The sequence below is a fragment of the Cupriavidus sp. C3SS-1 genome, assembly GCF_057073755.1.
In genome coordinates, this window is the sequence record NZ_CP172699.1 from 1,047,460 (window position 1) to 1,065,676 (window position 18,217).

At 67.1% G+C, this 18,217-nt stretch carries 17 protein-coding genes; 6 read left to right on the forward strand and 11 right to left on the reverse strand.

Going from position 1 to position 18,217, the window contains the following annotated elements:
* Positions 1-51: 51 nt before the first annotated feature.
* Together xdhB and xdhA are read right to left on the reverse strand one after the other, a co-directional pair.
* Positions 52-2,415 (reverse strand): xanthine dehydrogenase molybdopterin binding subunit, encoded by a 2,364-nt coding sequence (gene xdhB, locus ACIGJC_RS04850; RefSeq protein ID WP_483710890.1) that lies wholly within the window; start codon positions 2,413-2,415, stop codon positions 52-54.
* A gap of 12 nt (positions 2,416-2,427) precedes the next feature.
* Entirely contained in the window at positions 2,428-3,930 is a 1,503-nt protein-coding gene (xdhA, locus tag ACIGJC_RS04855; protein ID WP_483710891.1) for a xanthine dehydrogenase small subunit, read from the reverse strand.
* 210 nt (positions 3,931-4,140) lie between these two features.
* Between xdhA and ACIGJC_RS04860 the strand changes: the two genes are divergently transcribed.
* Complete coding sequence (locus ACIGJC_RS04860; protein WP_483710892.1) at positions 4,141-5,088, forward strand: LysR substrate-binding domain-containing protein; 948 nt, start codon at positions 4,141-4,143, stop codon at positions 5,086-5,088.
* A 58-nt stretch (positions 5,089-5,146) separates the two neighbouring features.
* On the opposite strand, the gene ACIGJC_RS04865 is transcribed toward ACIGJC_RS04860, so the two are convergent.
* A complete protein-coding gene (locus ACIGJC_RS04865; protein WP_483710893.1) occupies positions 5,147-5,980 on the reverse strand; it encodes an ABC transporter substrate-binding protein in 834 nt (277 codons plus the stop codon).
* 142 nt (positions 5,981-6,122) lie between these two features.
* On the opposite strand from ACIGJC_RS04865, the gene ACIGJC_RS04870 reads away from it, so the two are divergent.
* The 5 genes from ACIGJC_RS04870 (at position 6,123) to ACIGJC_RS04890 (ending at position 11,716) form a co-directional block, all read left to right on the forward strand.
* Positions 6,123-7,220, forward strand: coding sequence for a substrate-binding domain-containing protein (locus ACIGJC_RS04870; protein ID WP_483710894.1), 1,098 nt, complete (start codon positions 6,123-6,125; stop codon positions 7,218-7,220).
* A 93-nt stretch (positions 7,221-7,313) separates the two neighbouring features.
* Positions 7,314-7,925, forward strand: a complete 612-nt coding sequence (locus tag ACIGJC_RS04875; protein ID WP_483710895.1) for a DUF4126 domain-containing protein — start codon at positions 7,314-7,316, stop codon at positions 7,923-7,925.
* A gap of 176 nt (positions 7,926-8,101) precedes the next feature.
* Complete coding sequence (locus tag ACIGJC_RS04880) at positions 8,102-10,606, forward strand: ABC transporter permease (protein WP_483711463.1); 2,505 nt, start codon at positions 8,102-8,104, stop codon at positions 10,604-10,606.
* Positions 10,607-10,643: 37 nt separating this feature from the next.
* Positions 10,644-11,063 carry a group II truncated hemoglobin gene (locus ACIGJC_RS04885; protein ID WP_483710896.1) on the forward strand — a complete coding sequence of 140 codons (420 nt, stop codon included), beginning with the start codon at positions 10,644-10,646 and terminating at the stop codon, positions 11,061-11,063.
* 47 nt (positions 11,064-11,110) lie between these two features.
* Entirely contained in the window at positions 11,111-11,716 is a 606-nt protein-coding gene (locus ACIGJC_RS04890; protein WP_483710897.1) for a DUF924 family protein, read from the forward strand.
* A 31-nt stretch (positions 11,717-11,747) separates the two neighbouring features.
* On the opposite strand, the gene ACIGJC_RS04895 is transcribed toward ACIGJC_RS04890, so the two are convergent.
* The 8 genes from ACIGJC_RS04895 to ACIGJC_RS04930 form a co-directional block, all read right to left on the reverse strand.
* On the reverse strand, positions 11,748-12,332 hold the full coding sequence (locus tag ACIGJC_RS04895; RefSeq protein ID WP_483710898.1) for an LOG family protein: 585 nt from the start codon (positions 12,330-12,332) through the stop codon (positions 11,748-11,750).
* Entirely contained in the window at positions 12,329-13,036 is a 708-nt protein-coding gene (locus ACIGJC_RS04900) for a TetR/AcrR family transcriptional regulator (protein ID WP_483710899.1), read from the reverse strand. Before ACIGJC_RS04900 ends, ACIGJC_RS04895 begins: the two co-directional genes overlap by 4 nt.
* Before the next feature lie 93 nt (positions 13,037-13,129).
* Complete coding sequence (locus ACIGJC_RS04905; RefSeq protein WP_483710900.1) at positions 13,130-13,615, reverse strand: diacylglycerol kinase; 486 nt, start codon at positions 13,613-13,615, stop codon at positions 13,130-13,132.
* Positions 13,542-14,669: a glycosyltransferase family 4 protein gene (locus ACIGJC_RS04910; RefSeq protein ID WP_483710901.1), complete on the reverse strand. Its 1,128-nt coding sequence runs from the start codon at positions 14,667-14,669 to the stop codon at positions 13,542-13,544. Before ACIGJC_RS04910 ends, ACIGJC_RS04905 begins: the two co-directional genes overlap by 74 nt.
* Positions 14,670-14,727: 58 nt before the next feature.
* Entirely contained in the window at positions 14,728-15,726 is a 999-nt protein-coding gene (locus ACIGJC_RS04915) for a UDP-2,3-diacylglucosamine diphosphatase (protein ID WP_483710902.1), read from the reverse strand.
* A 116-nt stretch (positions 15,727-15,842) separates the two neighbouring features.
* Positions 15,843-16,826: an esterase/lipase family protein gene (locus ACIGJC_RS04920; RefSeq protein ID WP_483710903.1), complete on the reverse strand. Its 984-nt coding sequence runs from the start codon at positions 16,824-16,826 to the stop codon at positions 15,843-15,845.
* A complete protein-coding gene (locus tag ACIGJC_RS04925; RefSeq protein WP_483710904.1) occupies positions 16,823-17,359 on the reverse strand; it encodes an RDD family protein in 537 nt (178 codons plus the stop codon). The genes ACIGJC_RS04920 and ACIGJC_RS04925 overlap by 4 nt, the downstream gene beginning before the upstream one ends.
* A 105-nt stretch (positions 17,360-17,464) precedes the next feature.
* On the reverse strand, positions 17,465-18,217 hold the full coding sequence (locus ACIGJC_RS04930; RefSeq protein WP_483710905.1) for a DUF3106 domain-containing protein: 753 nt from the start codon (positions 18,215-18,217) through the stop codon (positions 17,465-17,467).

Sequence of the window (18,217 nt, forward strand, 5' to 3'; positions counted from 1 at the left end):
CCCGAAAGCAGGCAAGGGGGGAAAGTCCGGCGGGCCCGGCAGGCGCGCGCGTCAGGCCGGCTGTGCGGCGCTTTCGCGCACGGCGCGCACCGCTTCCACGGCGTCCAGGATGGCTTCGCTGGTGGCCGGCGCGCGCAGCGGCGGGTTGGCTTCATAGTCACCCACGGCCGCGATGGCATCGCGGATTGCGAAGAACACCGAGAACGGCAGCAGCAGCGGCGGCTCGCCCACAGCCTTGGAGCGATGGATGCTGTCTTCCACGTTGCGGTTCTGGAACAGGCGCACGTTGAAATTTTCGGGGCAGTCGTTGATCGTCGGGATCTTGTAGGTGGACGGGGCGTGCGTCATCAGCTTGCCATCCTTGTTCCACCACAGTTCCTCGGTCGTCAGCCAGCCCATGCCCTGGATGAAGGCGCCTTCCACCTGGCCGATGTCGATGGCGGGGTTCAGCGACTGGCCCGCATCGTGCAGCGCGTCGGCGCGCAGCAGCTTCCATTCGCCGGTCAGCGTGTCCACCAGCACCTCGGAGCAGGCCGCGCCATAGGCAAAATAATAGAACGGCCGGCCATTCAGCTTCTTCTGGTCCCAATGCAGCTTGGGCGTGGTGTAGAAACCGTCCGACCACAGCTGCACGCGCGCCACGTAGGCTTCGCGGGCCAGGTCGCCGAATGACAGGCGCAACTCGCCCGCCACGATCAGGCCATCGTTGAAGCGCACGCTCTCCGGCGTTACGCCAGCCTTGCGGGCGGCGAACTCGGCCAGGCGCTCGCGGATCTGGCGCGCGGCGTCCTGCGCGGCCTTGCCGTTCAGGTCGGCGCCGGTCGATGCCGCGGTGGCCGAGGTATTGGCCACCTTGCTGGTGTCGGTCGCGGTCACGCGCACGCGTTCCAGGCGGATGCCCAGTTCATGCGCCACCACCATCGCCACCTTGGTGTTCAGGCCCTGGCCCATCTCGGTGCCGCCGTGATTCACCAGCACCGAGCCGTCGTTGTAAACGTGCACGAGCGCGCCAGCCTGGTTGTAGTGCGCCACGTTGAACGAGATGCCGAACTTCACCGGCGTGATCGCAATGCCCTTCTTCAGGATCGGGCTGGTTGCGTTGAACGCTCGCGTAGCCTCGCGGCGCGCGCGATATTCGCTGGTGGCCACCAGTTCGTCGATCAGTTCGTGGATGACGTTGTCTTCGACCGTCTGGCCATACGGCGTGACATTGCGCTCGGTCTTGCCGTAGAAGTTGGCGCGGCGCACGTCCAGCGAATCCTTGCCGACATTGCGCGCCACGTTGTCGAGGATGTACTCGATCGCGAACGCGCCCTGCGGGCCGCCGAAGCCGCGGAACGCGGTATTGCTCTGCGTGTTGGTCTTGCCGCAGTAGCCGTCGATCTGCACGTTCGGCAGCCAGTAGGCGTTGTCGAAGTGGCAGATCGCGCGTGTCATCACCGGGCCGGACAGGTCGGCCGAGAAACCGGCGCGCGACACCATGTCGATCTTCACGCCCTCGATGCGGCCTTCCGTGTCGTGGCCGACTTCGTAGTCGAACACGAAGTCATGGCGCTTGCCGGTGATCATCATGTCGTCGTCGCGGTCCGGGCGCAGCTTGACCGGGCACAACAGCTTCCAGGCCGCCAGCGCGGCGCAGCACGCGAACATCGCCGACTGCGATTCCTTGCCGCCAAAGCCGCCGCCCATGCGCCGGCATTCCACCAGCACCTGGTGCGCGTGCCAGCCCAGCATATGGGCCACGGCGTGCTGCATTTCGGTCGGGTGCTGGGTCGAGCACCACACATGCATGCCGTCGTTCTCGCGCGGCGCGGCGTAGGCAATCTGGCCTTCGAGGTAGAACTGTTCCTGCCCGCCCAGGCGGATATTGCCAGCGTCGCGCTGCGCGGCGGCGGCGATATGCTGCTGCGGCTCGCCGCGCGTCAGGTGCATCGGCGGCAGCACGTAGCTGCCTGCCGCGTGCGCGGCCTCGGGCGACAGCACTGGCGGCAGGTCTTCGTATTCGATCACGCCCAGGCGCGCGGCGCGGCGCGCCGCATCGTGCGACGTGGCCACCACCACGAAGATCGGCTGGCCGATGAACTGCACCACGTCGCGCACCAGGATGGGGTCATCGTGGATGATCGGGCCGCAGTCGTTGACGCCCGGAATGTCGTCCACGGTCAGCACATCGATCACCCCCGGCGCGGCGCGCACCTTGTCGAGCGAAATCGACTTGATGCGGGCATGGGCGCGGCTGCTCATGCCGAGCGCCGCATGCAGCGTGCCGGCCAGCTCGGGAATGTCGTCGGTATAGGTGGCGGTGCCCGCCACGTGCAGGTGCGCCGATTCATGCGGGCGCGAGATGCCGACCTGCGGCACGGTCTCGTCGGCCACGCTGGCGTCGAGCAGGAAGGGTTCGGTTTGCTTGTTCATGCCGATCTCTCCTCAGGCCGTGACGGTTGCGGTGGTGCCGGCGCCGAGCGCGCGGACGTTGACGGCGGCTGCGGGCAGCGCATCGGCGCGCGTCTCCAGCCAGAAGCGGTACAGCAGGTTGGCGGCACCGCGTGTGCGGTACGAGGCAGTCGAACGCATGTCGGACAGCGGTGTGTAGTCCTGCGACAGGGCCGCCATGCCGGCGCGCACGGTCGCCTCGTTCCAGGGCTGGCCCATCAGTGCGGCTTCAGTCGCCGCGCCGCGCTTGGGCGTGGCGGCCATGCCGCCAAACGCGACGCGCGCCTGCGTCACCACACCTTGCTCGACCGTGATGCCGAATGCAGCGCACACGGCGGAAATATCCTCGTCAAAGCGTTTGGACAACTTGTAGGTCCTGAAGTGCTGCGGTCCCTTGACCGGCACGCGCAGCGCGGCGACGAACTCGCCCTCGGTCATGGCCGTCTTCTGGTAGGCCAGGTAAAGGTCTTCGAGCGGCAGCGTGCGGCGGGTCTCGCCGTGTTGCAGGACCACTTCTGTGCCGAGCGCGATCAGCGCCGGCATCGAGTCGCCGATCGGCGAGCCGTTGGCGATGTTGCCGCCGAGCGTGCCGGCATTGCGGATCGGCAGCGAGGCGAAGCGCTTCCACATCTCTTCGAGTTCCGGGTGCGCGGCGGTCAGTGCGGCGTAGGCCTTTTCGAGCGTCACGCCTGCGCCGATCTCGATCGCGCCGTCGCGCTCGGTGAGCGACTGCAGGTCTTCCACCTGGCCGATATAGAGCAGGTTGCCCAGTTCGCGGAACTGCTTGGTGACCCACAGGCCCACGTCGGTGCTGCCCGCCAGGATGCGGATGTCCGGTTCGGCGGCCTTGATCGCGCCGAATTCCGCCGCCGTGCGCGGGGCGTAGAAATTCTGGCCCTTGGCGCTGTAGCGGAAGGTTTCGCCGCGCTTGAGCTTGCGCAGATTCTCGGCGATCTGCTTCGGATCGAGCTTGCTGGCGTGCGGGGCGGGCATGGCCATCATGCGTTCGCCGGCGTCGATGATCGGGCGGTAGCCGGTGCAGCGGCACAGGTTGCCGGTCAGCGCGTCGCAGATGGTCTGGCGCGCCGGCGCTTCGCCGCCCGGGGTGTGCTGCTGGTACAGCGCCCACAGCGACATGACGAAACCGGGCGTGCAGAAGCCGCATTGCGAACCGTGGCATTCGACCATGGCTTCCTGCACCGGATGCAGGGTGCCGTCGGCCTGGCGCAGGTCCTCGACGGTGATCAGCGCCTTGCCGTCGAGCGTCGGCAGGAACTGGATGCAGGCGTTGACGGCCTTGAATTCGACATCGCCGCCGTCCTGCAGCTCGCCGATCACGACGGTGCAGGCGCCGCAGTCGCCTTCGGCGCAGCCTTCCTTGGTGCCGGTGCAGCGCACGTCCTCGCGCAGGTACTGCAGCACGGTGCGGGTAACGGGGGCGTCGGATACTTCCCTGACCTGGCCGCGATGGAAAAAGCGGATGGTTTGCGTCTCCATGGTCTTTATCTCGTTCTGTGATGGCGGAAACATAGCATTGGCTTAATTCATGCAATATTCCGTCCAGGTGATATGCCCCATCAGAATGCCCGCCCATCGGCTCGCCCGCCACGCGAATTGACCGATGGCGGGTTGCGTGACATACACTATGCGCCGTTCCCTTACCCCACGCCAGCCTGCCGGCCAGCCCCCGGCACGCCCCTTATCGCCATGCACGGACGCGACCATCTCGATACCTATTTGCTGCGGGTGCTCCACACCCTGCTGACCGAGCAGAGCGTGACCCGCACGGCCGTGCGCCTGGGCCAGTCGCAGCCGGCCATCAGCAATACGCTCAAGCGGCTGCGCGACATCACCGGCGACGCTATTTTGGTGCGCGGCAAAAACGGCATGGTGGCGACCGAGCGCGGGCGCGAACTGCTCGAGCTGGCCGAGCAGAGCCTGGCGGCGATGGACCGCATCGCCCGGCCGCCGCAGCAGTTCGACCCGGCCACCACCACGCGCACGTTCCACCTTGGTGCGCCGGATTACCTGGATGCGTTCTTCCTGCCCAATATCGTCGAGCGCATGCGCCGCCTGGCCCCGGGAGCCAAGCTGTTCGTGCATCCGATGACCTCGTCGGGCGACTTTCTCGAAGACCTGGAGCAGGGGCAACTGGACATTGTCGTGGGCAACTGGCTGTCGCCGCCCGAACACCTGCATATCTCGCCACTGTTCGACGACGAGGTGGTCTGCATGCTGGGCGGCCAGCACCCGCTCGCGCGCAAGGGGCTGACGCTGAAGCACTACCTGGAGATGCCCCATCTGGCGCCGGCGCCCTACGCATCGATGCAGCGCAGCATGATCGACCAGGCGCTCGCCGAACAGGGCTACAAGCGCAATATCCAGGTGACGCTGCCGTATTTCGGGCTGGTGCCGTATGTGCTGATGAAGACCGATATGGTGTTCACCACCGGGCGCCAGTTTGCCGCGCACTATGCGCAGTACCTGCCGATCCGGATGGTGCCTTCGCCGGTGACATTTCCACGCATGCGCTTCTACCAGCTCTGGCACGAGCGCTGCCATGCCGCGCCGGATGTGATGTGGATGCGTCGGATGATTGCCGAGGTGGCCGCCGACCTGCCGCAATTGCCGCGGCTGGAGGCGGAGGCGGGCTGAAACGAAAAGGGCAGCGCGCCGGGCTGCCCTGTCTTCGCGATAAAACGGCGTGGCCGGCTTAGTTGCTGGCTTGCGTAGCCTTGTAGTCCGGGAAGAACAGCTGCTCGCCATCCACCTTGTAGCCCGCAATGGCCTGCTGTCCTTCGGGCGAGGTAATCCATTCCACCAGTTTCATCGCGTCGGTGTAGTTGGTGCCCGCGTGCCTGGCCGGGTTGACCGCGATGATCCCGTACGGGTTGAACATCTTCGGGTCGCCCTGCACGGCGATGGCCAGCCCCGTCTTGGCGCGGTAGGCGCCGTAGGTGGCGCGGTCCGACAGCGTATAGGCGGGCATCTGGGCGGCCATGGTCAGGACCTCGCCCATGCCGAGGCCTGCATTGACGTACCAGGGCTGTCCCTTCGGCTCAACGCCGATCTGCTTCCAGTAGTCCTTTTCCATCACGTCGGTGCCGGAATTGTCGCCGCGCGAGATGAACTTGCTGCCGCTGCCCGCCAGCTTGCGGAAGCCCGCGAGCACATCCTTGCCGCCCTTGATGCCCGCCGGATCGCTGGCCGGACCTACCACGATGAAGTCGTTGTACATGACGTCGCGGCGGTTGACGCCGTAGCCGGCCGCCACGAATTCATCTTCCATCTTGCGCGCGTGCACGAGCAGCACGTCCACGTCGCCCATTTCGCCCATCTTCATGGCCTTGCCGGAGCCCACGGCGATGACCTTGATGTTCACACCTGACTTCTGCTCGAACTTCGGCAGCAGGTACTTGAGCAGGCCCGAGTTCTCCGTGCTGGTGGTCGTGGCCAGTTTGAGCTCTCCGGCCTGCGCCGCGGAAAAGGCGACCAGGAAAAGGACGCCGACTACGACGGGATGCTTCCGGAATGCAGTCCGTGACATATAGGGTTCCTTGGGTTATGTCTTTAAAAACATAATTGCCATGCCTTGGCAGGTCATGGAGAATTCACAAAACTAAATGAAAAACGGGGTGATTCATTGTGGTCGACGCCCATCCACGATGTAAATATGCAAGGCGGAACATATGACATTCCGTTTTGAGCTATTTCCAGTGATTGCGGAAGATGACAATCCGCGCGCCAATGCCAAGGTCTTCCAGTTGCTCAAGGCCGTGCGCGAGACCGGTTCGCTGCATCGCGCCGCGCGTGAGATCGGCCTGTCCTATCGCCACGCCTGGGGCGTGATGCGGACGTGGGAGGACATGTTCGGACGCCCCGTGCTTGACATGGAACGTGGCCGCGGCGCGTCGCTGACACGTTTCGGCGAACGCCTGCTGCGCGCCGAACTGCGTCTGAGAGAAACCATCGACCCGGCCGTGCAACGCGCCATGGCCGAGTTTTCCGCTGAACTTGAAGAGGCGTCCCAGCCCCAGACCTGCGTGCATTTTTCCGGCAGCCACGATCCCGCCATCGAGGTGCTATCCGGCGCCATCCGGGAACAGACGGCCGGACTCCAGATCGACACGGTGTTCTGCGGCAGTGTCGAGGGACTGATCTGTCTGCAGGAACGGCAATCGGAACTGGCCGGTTTCTATGTGTCGCCCGTGCAGACCGCGGGGTCCGTCGCGCACCTGACCCTGCGCAAGTGGCTGCGGCCCGCCTCGGTGCGCCTGCTGCGCCTGGCGTGGCGTGAACAGGGCCTGATCGTGGCGCCCGACATGGTTGGCCAGATCCATGGGTTGCGTGACCTGGTCAACACCCGGGCGCGCTTCATCAACCGGCAGCGCAGTTCCGGCACGCGCATGCTGTTTGACCAGCTCCTGGCCGCCGACGGGCTCTATCCTGATCAGATCACCGGCTACGACGAGCCGGAATTCAGCAACGAAAAGGTGGCGGAAGCCGTGCATGCCGGGCGCGCGCAGGTCGGCTTCGGGTTGCGCATGAATGCCGAGGCGCTGGGCCTGGGTTTTGTGCCGCTCACGCGCGAGGCGTACTACCTGGCGCTGCGCAAGAACGACCAGACCGCGGGCTGGATGCCAGGCCTGCTGGGTTTGCTCGCCGATCCCGCGTTCGCGCGGCGCATCGAGGCATTGCCGGGCTACGCGATGGCAGAGCCCGCCGGCATCCTCACGCCGCAGGAAGCGTTGCCGTGGTTCGGCCCCGACGGCAAGGAGGGCGGCTGATCCGCTGGCGGCCGGGCCTGATTGCAGGCGCGGGGTTCGCGCTACACTCCTTGCAGTGGCCTGAGCCATCGTTCCGCCATTGCAAGGAGCCCCATGCTGGAAACCGCCGCGCTGGCCGCAGGCATGTCCTGGGCCAGCGGCTTCCGACTCTATCTCGCAATCCTGACCGCAGGCGCGCTGTCGCGGCTGGGCTGGCTGCACCTGCCGCCGGGGTTGCACGCGCTGGAGTCATGGTGGGTGATCGGCGTGGCGGCGGTGCTCGCGCTGGCGGAGTTCATCGCCGACAAGGTCCCCGGCTTTGATTCGGTCTGGGACAGCATCCATACCTTCATCCGCATTCCTGCCGGTGCCATCCTTGCGGCGGCGGCATTCGGCCAGTTGGACCCGCAGTGGATGGTCGCGGCCGGGCTGGTCGGCGGAACCCTTGCCGGCACGGCCCACGTCGCCAAGGCCGGCACGCGCGCGCTGATCAATGTCTCGCCGGAGCCTTTCTCGAACTGGGCGGCCTCATTTACCGAGGATGTCACGGCAACCGGCAGCCTGCTGCTGGCCTTTTTCCAGCCGGTGCTGTTCCTGGTCCTGCTGGTAGTTTTCCTGGTGATTGCCGTCTGGCTGCTGCCCAAGCTCTGGCGCGGCGTGCGCCGCCTGCATGCCACCTTGCGCAACCGCACGGATAGCCCGCGACCGCCCGCAAGACGAACCTGACCGGCTGTCCGGTCCCGCGCCGCTTGATTGCCCGTCTGGCGGCGCCGTCAAAATGACTTGATCCAACATTGATGCCAACCGAACCCGCTTCCGTGCCCGACACCTCCGTTTCCGCTTCCGTTCCTCCTGAAGTGCTGCGGGGGCATCGATTCTCCGCGTGGCGACAGGCCCTGCGCATGGCGCGGCGCGACTGGCTGGCCGGCGAGCTTTACCTGCTGTTGTTTGCGCTGGTGCTGGCGGTCGCCGCGCTGACCAGCGTCGGCTTCCTGGCCGACCGCATGCGCCTGGGCCTGGAGCGCGACGCGCGGCAGATGATTGCGGCGGATGTGCTGCTGGTGTCCGACCACCCGTTCGATGCAGCGTTCGCCAACCATGCTGCCGAGACGGGGATGACGGTGGCACACACGGTAACCTTTCCGAGCATGGCGACGGCACGCCGCGCCGATGCCCCGGCCGGCGCGGAAGCGCCGAGCCAGCTCGCCGCGCTCAAGGCGGTCAGCCCTGCCTATCCGTTGCGGGGCAAGCTGAAGGTGGCCGCCGTGCCCGGCGGTCCGGAGCAGGCCGTTGAAGGCATTCCGGCGCCCGGCACGGTGTGGGTGGACGAGGCGCTGCTGGGTGCGCTGGGCGTGCGCGTGGGCGACGCGCTGCAGCTGGGAAGCCGCACGTTCCGCATCGAACGTATCGTCACGCAGGAACTCGATCGCGGCGCGGGCTTCATGAACTTCGCGCCGCGCGTGCTGATGCCGCTGTCCGATCTCGACAGCACCGGCCTGATCGGCTGGGGCAGCCGCGTGAGCTACCGCCTGCTGGTGGCGGGGCCCGACGCCGCGGGCCGTGCCTACCAGCGCTGGGCCGCGGGGGAGATCGACCGCCTCAAGCTGCGCAACACGCGCGTGGAATCGCTCGAATCGGGGCAGCCGCAGATGCGCGCGACGCTGGACCGCGCCGAGCGCTTCCTGTCGCTGGTCGCGGTGCTCTCGTCGATGATCGCCGCGGTGGCGATCGCGATGTCGGCGCGTCGTTATATGCAGCGGCATACCGACGCGTGCGCGGTCTACAAGTGCATGGGGCTGTCGCGCCGCCAGATCCTGGCGGCCTTCGGCCTGGAGTTCCTGTTGCTTGGCGCGGCCGGGGCCACGGTGGGCGTGGTGCTGGGCTATCTGGCCCACTACGGGTTGCTGATGTCGCTGGGGGGGCTGCTGCAGGTCTCGCTGCCGCAGCCGTCGTTGTTGCCGGCGATCGTGGGTGTGCTGGCCGGGCTCGTGCTGCTGGCGGGCTTTGCGCTGCCACCGTTGCTCGCGCTGACGCGCATCGCGCCGTTGCGCGTGCTGCGCCGTGACATCGGGCCGCCGCCCGTGTCGGCGTGGGCGGCTTATGCGCTGGGGCTTGGCGCCTTCGTCGCGTTGTTGCTGGTGGCGGCGCGCGACCTGCGGCTCGGGCTGACCACTGCTGGCGGGTTTGCCGCGGCTGGTGCCGTATTCGCGCTGCTGGCGCTCGGGCTGCTGATGCTGCTGTCGCGCGCGCTGCGCGGCCGGCTGTCGGGCCGGACTGCCGTGGGCTGGCGCTTTGCGCTGGCCGTGCTGGAGCGGCGCCGCGCCGTGACCGTGCTGCAGACCGTGGCGCTTGCGGTGGGCCTGATGGCGCTGCTTCTGCTCGGCATGACGCGCAACGACCTGGTCGATTCATGGCGCAACGCGACACCCGCCGACGCGCCCAACCGCTTCATCATCAACATCCAGCCGGACCAGCGCGAGCCGTTGCGCGGCATGCTGGCCACGGCCGGCATCCACGACCTGCTGTATCCCATGGTGCGCGGACGCCTGACGCAAATCGGCGCGCGCCCGATCCGTGCGGACAGCTACGCCGAAGGCCGCGCGCGCAACCTGGTGGAGCGCGAATTCAACCTGTCCTATACCGACGCGCTGCCGGAAGGCAATCAGGTGGTTGCCGGGCACTGGCTCCATGGTACCGGCGCGGGGGCATCGGTCGAGGAAGGGATCGCCAAGACCCTTGGCATCCGCCTCGGCGATACCTTGCACTTCGACGTCGCGGGCCAGAACGTACAGGCAACTGTGACCTCGCTGCGCAAGCTCGACTGGGGATCGATGCGGGTCAATTTCTTCGTGATCCTTTCGCCTTCCGCCATGCACGGGCTGCCCGAGACCTATATCACCGCCTTCCACCTGCCGGCCGCGAGCGCGGCGCTTGGCAACCGGCTGGTCGCAGCGTTTCCCAACATCACCATGGTCAACACCGACCTGATCCTGCGGCAGATCCAGGCAGTGGTGGACCAGGTCATTGCCGCCGTGGAATTCCTCTTCGTCTTCACGCTGGCGGCGGGCATCACGGTGCTGTACGCGGCACTGTCGGGCGCGCGCGACGAACGCATGCGCGATGCCGGCCTGCTCAAGGCACTGGGCGCTTCGGCCGCGCAGGTCAGGCAAACGCAGTACGCGGAATTCCTGGTGGTCGGCGGGCTGGCCGGCCTGCTGGCCAGTCTCGGTGCGATTGCGGTCGGCTGGGCGTTGTCCCAGTATGTCTTCGATTTCCCCTATCGCTTCAATCCGTGGATCGTGCCGACCGGCGTGGTTTCTGGCATGCTGTGCGCTTTTGCGGGCGGTTGGCTGGGCCTGCGCGATGTGCTGCGCCAGCCGGCGCTGGCGACATTGCGTGATGCATGATGCCCCGGCTCGCCGTCCACAGTTTGCGAGTATCTGAATGAGTACCGAACCCGAATCCACCGGCAAGGCCGGCACCGAAGTCACGGCCTTCGACCTGGTCGGCGGCGAAGCGCGCGTGCGCGAGCTGGTGGACCGCTTCTACGACCTGATGGACCTGGAACCGGAGTTCGCCGGCCTGCGCGCGATCCATCCGCCTTCGCTCGACGGGTCGCGCGACAAGCTGTTCTGGTTCCTGTGCGGCTGGCTGGGCGGCCCAAATCATTTCATCGAGCGCTTCGGCCATCCGCGCCTGCGCGCGCGCCATATGCCGTTTGAAATCGGCGTCAGCGAGCGTGACCAGTGGATGCGTTGCATGGCGCTGGCGATGCAGGACATCGGACTGTCCGAGGACCTGCAACTGCGCCTGATGCAGGCCTTCTTCCAGACCGCTGACTGGATGCGCAACGTGGCCCGCTGAAGCGGCCCGGATCGCTTCGAGAATCTTTTCTAGAAAGGGGTAGGGCGATGCAAGACAAGTTGCCTGAAGCCGCCCACGAACTGCTGGAGTTCTGGTTCGGCCACCACGGCTCGCCGGTCTGGAACACCGAGCGGCGGGAATGGTTCACCAAGTCCGCCGCGTTCGACGACGTGATCCGCTCACGCTTCCTGACGTTGTGGGAGACGGCGCACTCCGGCGACCCCGACGACGGCGAGGACTGGTGCGCCACGCATGAAGGCGCCTGCGCCCGCGTGGTGTTGCTCGACCAGTTCCCGCGCAACCTGTTCCGCAACGACCCGCGCAGCTTTGCGACCGATGCCCAGGCACTGGCGCTGGCGCGGCGCATGGTCGAGGGCGGGATGGACCGTGAATTGCCGACCGGCTTTCACCGCATGTTCTGCTACCTGCCGTTCGAGCACTCGGAGTCGCTGCAGGACCAGGACGAAAGCGTCCGGCTGACGACGCAGCTGCGTGAAGAGACTGCCGGGAAGGTGGATGTGGTGGAGTGGGCGGAAAAGCATCGCGTGATCATCGCGCGCTTCGGGCGTTTTCCGCACCGCAATGCCATCCTGGGCCGGCAGAGCACGCCGGAGGAACTGGCTTTCCTCAAGGAGCCGGGCTCGCGGTTCTGATGTCGCGGCCTGCCCGGCACCGGGCCCTGCGTCAGGTTTCGTCGCGGCGTTCCTGCCACTTGTCGACGATCTCGCGCGGGGCGTTGCCCAGCTTGCCCAGCAGCGCTGCCGGCGTGTCGGCTACATGCAGCAGGTCGGCATGAACCTGCTTGAGGAATCCTTCCTGCACCGCGTGCGACAGGAATCCCAGCATGCCGTCATAGAAGCCCGCCACGTTGAGCAGCCCGACCGGCTTGGCATGGTAGCCGAGCTGTAGCCACGTGAAGGTCTCGAACAGCTCCTCGAACGTGCCCACGCCGCCGGGCATGGCGATAAAGGCATCGGCGCGGTCGGCCATCATCTGCTTGCGTTCGTGCATATTGCGCACCACGTGCAGTTCGGTCAGGCCGCGGTGGCCCACTTCCTTCTGCATCAGCGCGTCGGGGATGATGCCGATCGCGGTGCCGCCTTGATCCAGTACGGCATCGGCAACGATGCCCATCAGTCCGACCTTGCCGCCGCCATAGACCAGCGACATGTCGTTTTCCACCAGCGCCTTGCCGAGCGCTCGGGCGGCCTGGGCATACTCGGGGCGGGTGCCGGGGCTGGAGCCGCAATACACGCAAACGGATTTCACTTCTTGTCCTTGTCTGACGGGTTTTCCTGGGGCGCGCCGGACGCGGCGTATTCGCGCGCGCGCTGCTCGAACGCCTCGCGCGCGCGGCCGCGCAGGTACGGCGCCAGGATCGAAAAAATGTGATAGCTGGAGCCGTGCAGGTAGCCGCGGATCTGCGCGGGGTCGTTGTACTGGCGCGGATGCTGCACGAACTGGAACGACAGCCAGTAAGTGGCGAGCACGACCATGTTGGTGCAGATCGCTTCGACCTGCTCCGGGGTCGCTTCCATCTCGCCATCTTCGATGAACTGGGTGCAGATCTCCAGCGCAAAGCGTTTCTTCTGCCCGACGATGCGCTTGAAGTTGGTCTCCAGCATGCGGTTGCGAGCCAGCAGGTCGTTGATGTCCCGGTACAGGAAACGGTAGTTCCACAGGAACTCCGACATGTACTGGAGGTAGCCCCAACTCTCGTCAAGCGTGGCCTTGTGGTCCTCGGGCAGCTTCAGGCGCCGTTCCATCTCCTGCTCGAAGCGCACGAAGATGGAATTGATGATGTCGTCCTTGTTGCGGAAGTGGTAGTAGAGATTGCCGGGGCTGATCTCCATGGCGTCCGCAATGGTGGTGGTGGTGACGTTGGGTTCGCCGACTTCGTTGAACAGGCGCAGCGAGACGTCGAGGATGCGGTCCCTGGTGCGGCGGGGACCGGTTTGCGGTTTGGGTTCCATGGGCGTCCGGGCGATCGGTGAATCGGGGCAGGGTAGCGATTATAAGCAATCGGCCCGGCCTGCCTTCGCCCTTGCGGCATCCCGCGCGGCGGCTCAGCCTGCCAGCTGTCGCAACCAGTGCACGACGTGCGGCCCGGCAATCGCGATCCACGTGCCGCCGCAGAGAATCAGCGCCAGCATGACCGCGGCGCTGCCGAAATCCTTGGCGCGCTTGGACAGGCTGTGGCGCTCCAGCGAGATGCGGTCGATCGCCGCCTCGACGCTCGAGTTCAGCAGTTCCACCATCAGCACCACCAGCAACGTGCCCAGCAGCATGATGCGCTCGACCGTGCCGACCGGCAGCACGAAAGCGCACGGCGCCAGGATCGCCACCAGCGTCAGCTCCTGGCGGAACGCGCTTTCCTCGAGTACGGCGTAGCGCAGCCCGGAAAAGGAATTGATCGCGGCATGCCAGGCACGGGCCAGGCCGCGGTTGCCCTTGTGCGGGTTCTGCTCGATCGAGTAATCACTGCTGGGCGGGCGAGGTGCCTGCCCCCGCAGCGACGGGTCGGACGGCAGCGGCTGAGGTGGTTTCGGCATGGGTCTGTGGGGCGGGTTGGACAGGCACATCGTCCGCGCTGCCGGTACTCCCGCCGGCCGAAAGCGGACGCAGGTGCGCCAGGAACTGCTCGGACGCGGCACGCCACGAGAACCGCTCGGCATGCGCGCGGGCGGACGCGCGGTCGATGCGCAGCGCTTCCAGGCAGGCTTCGCGCAAGTCTTCGTGCATCACGCCGGCCGGGCTCTCGCCAAGCACGTCGATCGGGCCGGTCACGGGATAGGCCGCCACCGGCAGGCCGCTGGCCAGCGCTTCGAGCAGCACCAGTCCGAAGGTATCGGTGCGGCTGGGAAACACGAACACGTCAGCCGAAGCATACACCCTGGCCAATTCTGGCTGGCTCAGCACGCCGAGGTAGTTGGCTCCCGGATACCGCGCGCGCAGCGAGCCCAGCGCGGGCCCGTCGCCCACCACCCATTTGGAGCCCGGCAGGTCCAGCGCCAGGAAGGCCTCCACGTTCTTTTCCACGGCCACGCGGCCGACATAGAGGAAGATCGGATGCGCGGTGTTGAGCACGTTGACACGCTGCGTCTTGAACACCTCCAGGTCCACGCCGCGGGTCCACAGCACGCAGTGTCCGATGCCGTAGCGCCGCAGATCGTCCAGCACCACGGGCGTCGGCGCCATCACGGCCTGCGCGGGGCCGTGGAACCAGCGCAGGAAGCGGTACGTCCACGACAGCGGAATGCCGAAGCGGGCCTGCACGTACTCCGGGAAGCGCGTGTGGTAGGCCGTCGTGTACGGCATTTCGCGGCGCAGCGCGTAGCGGCGCGCGGCCATGCCGAGCGGGCCCTCGGTGGCGATATGCAGGGCGTCCGGCGCAAAGTCGCGGATGCGCTGCGCCACGCGCGCCGACGGCAGCAGCGACAGGCGGATCTCGGGATAAGTCGGACACGGCACTGTGCGGAATTCCAGTGGCGTGATCATGTCCACCGTGTGGCCCATGGCCTCCAGCTCGCGGCGGGTCGACTTGAGCGTGCGCACCACGCCATTGACCTGCGGTTCCCAGGCATCGGTGACGATCAGGATCTTCATGCGGACTCCTCGATGGTGTGGCCGCGTTCTTGAAAAATCGGGGGATCGGGCCGGCGGTTTAGCCCGTGATGGCGGCCGCGCGACGGCGCTTGCGCGGCATGGCTTGCGGCGCGTCGAGCAGCGTGGTCCAGTAGACGATCTTGAGCTCGCCTTCCATGGTTTCGACCAGCGCCGACAGGCTTTCGACCCAGTCGCCGTCGTTGCAGTAGAGCTGGCCGTTCACGTCGCGGATCTCGGCCTTGTGGATATGGCCGCAGACCACGCCGTCGCAGCCGCGCCGGCGCGCCTCGTCGACCATCGCGTGTTCGAACGAGCTGATGTAGTTCACCGCGTTCTTGACCTGGTGCTTCAGGTACTGCGACAGCGACCAGTACGGGAAGCCGAGCCGTGCGCGGATGCGGTTGAAGTGGCGGTTCATCGCCAGGATCACCGTGTACAGCGAATCGCCGAGGTACGCGAGCCAGCGCGCGTGCTGCACTACGCCGTCGAACAGGTCGCCGTGCACGACCCACAGGCGCTTGCCGGTAGCCGTCACGTGGACGGCGTCTTCGCGCACCGTGATGTCGCCGAACGCCAGGCCGTCGAACTGCCGGGCGACTTCGTCGTGATTGCCGGGGACGTAGATGACCTCGGTGCCCTTGCGCGCCTTGCGCAGCAGCTTCTGCACCACGTCGTTGTGGCTCTGCGGCCAGTACCAGCCGCGCCGGAGCTGCCACCCGTCGATGATGTCGCCGACCAGGTAGAGCCGTTCGGATTCGTTGTGCTTGAGGAAATCGAGCAGGTAGTCGGCCTGGCAGCCGGCGGTGCCCAGGTGGATGTCGGACAGCCAGATCGCGCGGTACTGCTGGATCGGGTGCGGCTCGGGCGGGAAATGCTGGCTGGCATCGGACGGCGGTGCCAGCGCCGGCAGGGCGGGGGGCTCGGCCGGCGGCGGCACGAAGGCCGCGAGCGCGGCGATGCGCGACAGGACCTGCGAGAGTTCGGGATCAGGGCTGCCACGCAGCCTGTGCGAGACTCCCGACAGAATTCCGAGTGCAGACCGGATTGCTTGAACCATGGCGGCCCCGATGACGGCGATGGCTGCATTCAGCCAGTACGCCGTGACGGAGCGGTGACGGAAACATGAATGACATATGAAACGTTGCCGCCATCCGACAGCGCCGCGCGGAGGCGTCAGGGTGCTGCCGTGCGCAACGAGGCCAGTGCGTCGAGCACCGCCGTGATGGCGCGCGGATCGCGCAGCAGCGATACATGGCCGATGCCCGTCAGCGTCTTGTTCTGCGCGCCGTCCAGCCAGCTGGTGCAAGGCGGGCCGGCGATGGAATCGTGCCAGCTGAAGATCGACACGAGGCGCGCGCGCAAGCCGGGTGCCTGGGCTTCGATCCGGGCCAGCGCCCTCAGCCAGGGGCTGCCGCAGCGCATCTGCCAACTGTTGCGGCCGGCGCCGAAGCGGGCCAGCGCGCAGCCGTGGTGCGGGGTGCCAAGCGTGACGACCCCGGCGCAAAGGTTCTCGCCGGAGCGCGCCAGTGCCGCCCGCGCGACCAGCCCGCCCATGCTATGGCAGACCAGCAGCGGGGGCTGGCCCGTACGCGCATTGACCTGGCCGACATGCCGGCGCAGGGCGTCGGCATAGTCGTCGAGATCGCCCAGAACTGGCTCGAGGTCGATGGCTTCGCAGGGATAGCCGGATGCCGCCAGCGCGGGTTGCAGGTCCAGCCAGACGGCATGATTGCAAGCGTAGCCATGCACCAGCAGCACGGTAGGCATCGGGCGGGTGGCAAACGTTTCCGCGGGCTGCGCGTATCGGCGGTGAGAGCAGAACGGCTGCAGCCAGTTGAACATGCGGAAGACCGCAATGTACTCATTGGCGAAGCACCGGACAGCCTCGAGGGGCCGCAGCGGAAACCTGCCGCTGGCAAGCCCGGCCGGCGCGGCAGGAGGGCGCTGGTGGCGCGCCACGCCGGTGCCGCGCAGCGTCATGGCGAAGGCCAGTCCGATGCCCAAGGCCAGTCCGGCCAGTACTGCCGCGATACCGGCGAGCAGTGCCGCCGGCCAGTTCCAGCCAGCGTATTGCGTCAGTAGCCAGCCGATTCCGGCCGCAGTGGCCGCCTGCAGCGTTACCGCCACGCGGCGCGCGCCGGCGGCGCTCAGGGTCATGGGCGCGGTGGCCGCAGGTCGGTCACGCGCGTTCGCGCCAGGCGGTCGTGCAGGAACTGGCGGCGCGGATCGAGCAAGGCCAGCAGGATCCACACGAAGAGCCCGCCGCAGAGCACGCCGACGAACGGGCCTTTCACCAGGCCGAGCCAATGCCCGAGCGCTGCCGAAGGCGGCAGCCACAGCCACGCCAGCACATAGCGCAGGGCGGCCTGCGGCCAGCGCGGCGGCTCACCCTGGGCGGTCTCGATCCGCATGCGCCAGGTCTGCATGGCCAGGGTTTGGCCGCTGCGCTGCCAGAACCAGGTGAAATAGAGTCCCATGACCACAAAGCTCCAACCCTGGATGGCATAGGGGCTGTCCAGCCCAAGCTGCTGCAGCATCGGGCGGGCTAGCAGGAATAACGCCGTCGAGGCGCTCAACACGCCGAACAGCAGTACGCCCTCGTACAGCATGCAGGCGATGCGTCGACGCAGCGGCGGGGCGGACGGATGCGAGGAGACGGCGGGCGACGGAGCGAGGGTGGCGGCAGGCATGGCACGGAATCGGATGACCTTGGACAAGCGTTCCGGCGTGACCGGGCCTGGCCCGGGCATGGGCGGAATCCGGCGATTATGCCAAATGGCCGTCCGTGGGACGCTTTACTGCCGGATTGTGCTGTCGGCCTGGGTGGCGGCAGCGGCTTCGGACCCGCCTTCCGGTGCGGACGCGGGGGCTGCCGGAGCGTTTGCCGGCGGCGTTGCCGCCGCCGGGGCGGCCGGTGCGTCGGCGGTGCCGGCCCTGGCAGCCGCCGCCGAGGCCGGCTTTGCCGTCAGTGCCGCAGCCTTCTTGTCCTGGCGAATCTGGTGGCTGGTGTCGCTGGGCAGGCGTTTGCCGCTGGGCAGCGCACTGACCGCGCCGGGCCTGCGCGGCACGCGCTCGGCGGCCGCCAGCTTCTTCTTCTGCTCTTCGGGCAACTGCTGGTACTTGTCCCAGGCCTCGGCTTTCTTCTCCGCCGGCAGGGCTCGCGTGATCTGGTAGTTTTCGCGCGCCAGGCGGCGTTGCTGCGGCGTCATCTTGACCCACTCGGCCATCCGCGTCTGCAGCCGTGCCTGTTCATCCGGCGAAAATCTCGGATAGCGTTCGGCAATACGCAGCCACTTGCGCCGGTTGAGTTCGGGCAGCGTGTCCCACAGCGGCTGCAGCGGCCCCAGGATGCGCTGCTGGACCGGCGTCAGTTCCGACCAGGCCGGGCGTGCATTGACAGCCGGGGTGGCCTGCGGCGCCGACACCGGGCCCTGCGCATAGGCGGCGGGCGGTGTCAGGCACCAGACGGCGGCGGCACAGAAACCCGACAGCAGCAGGGTTTCCAGCCGGCGGCGGATTGCGTCGGGGCGGGAAGTCGCACGGGCCAT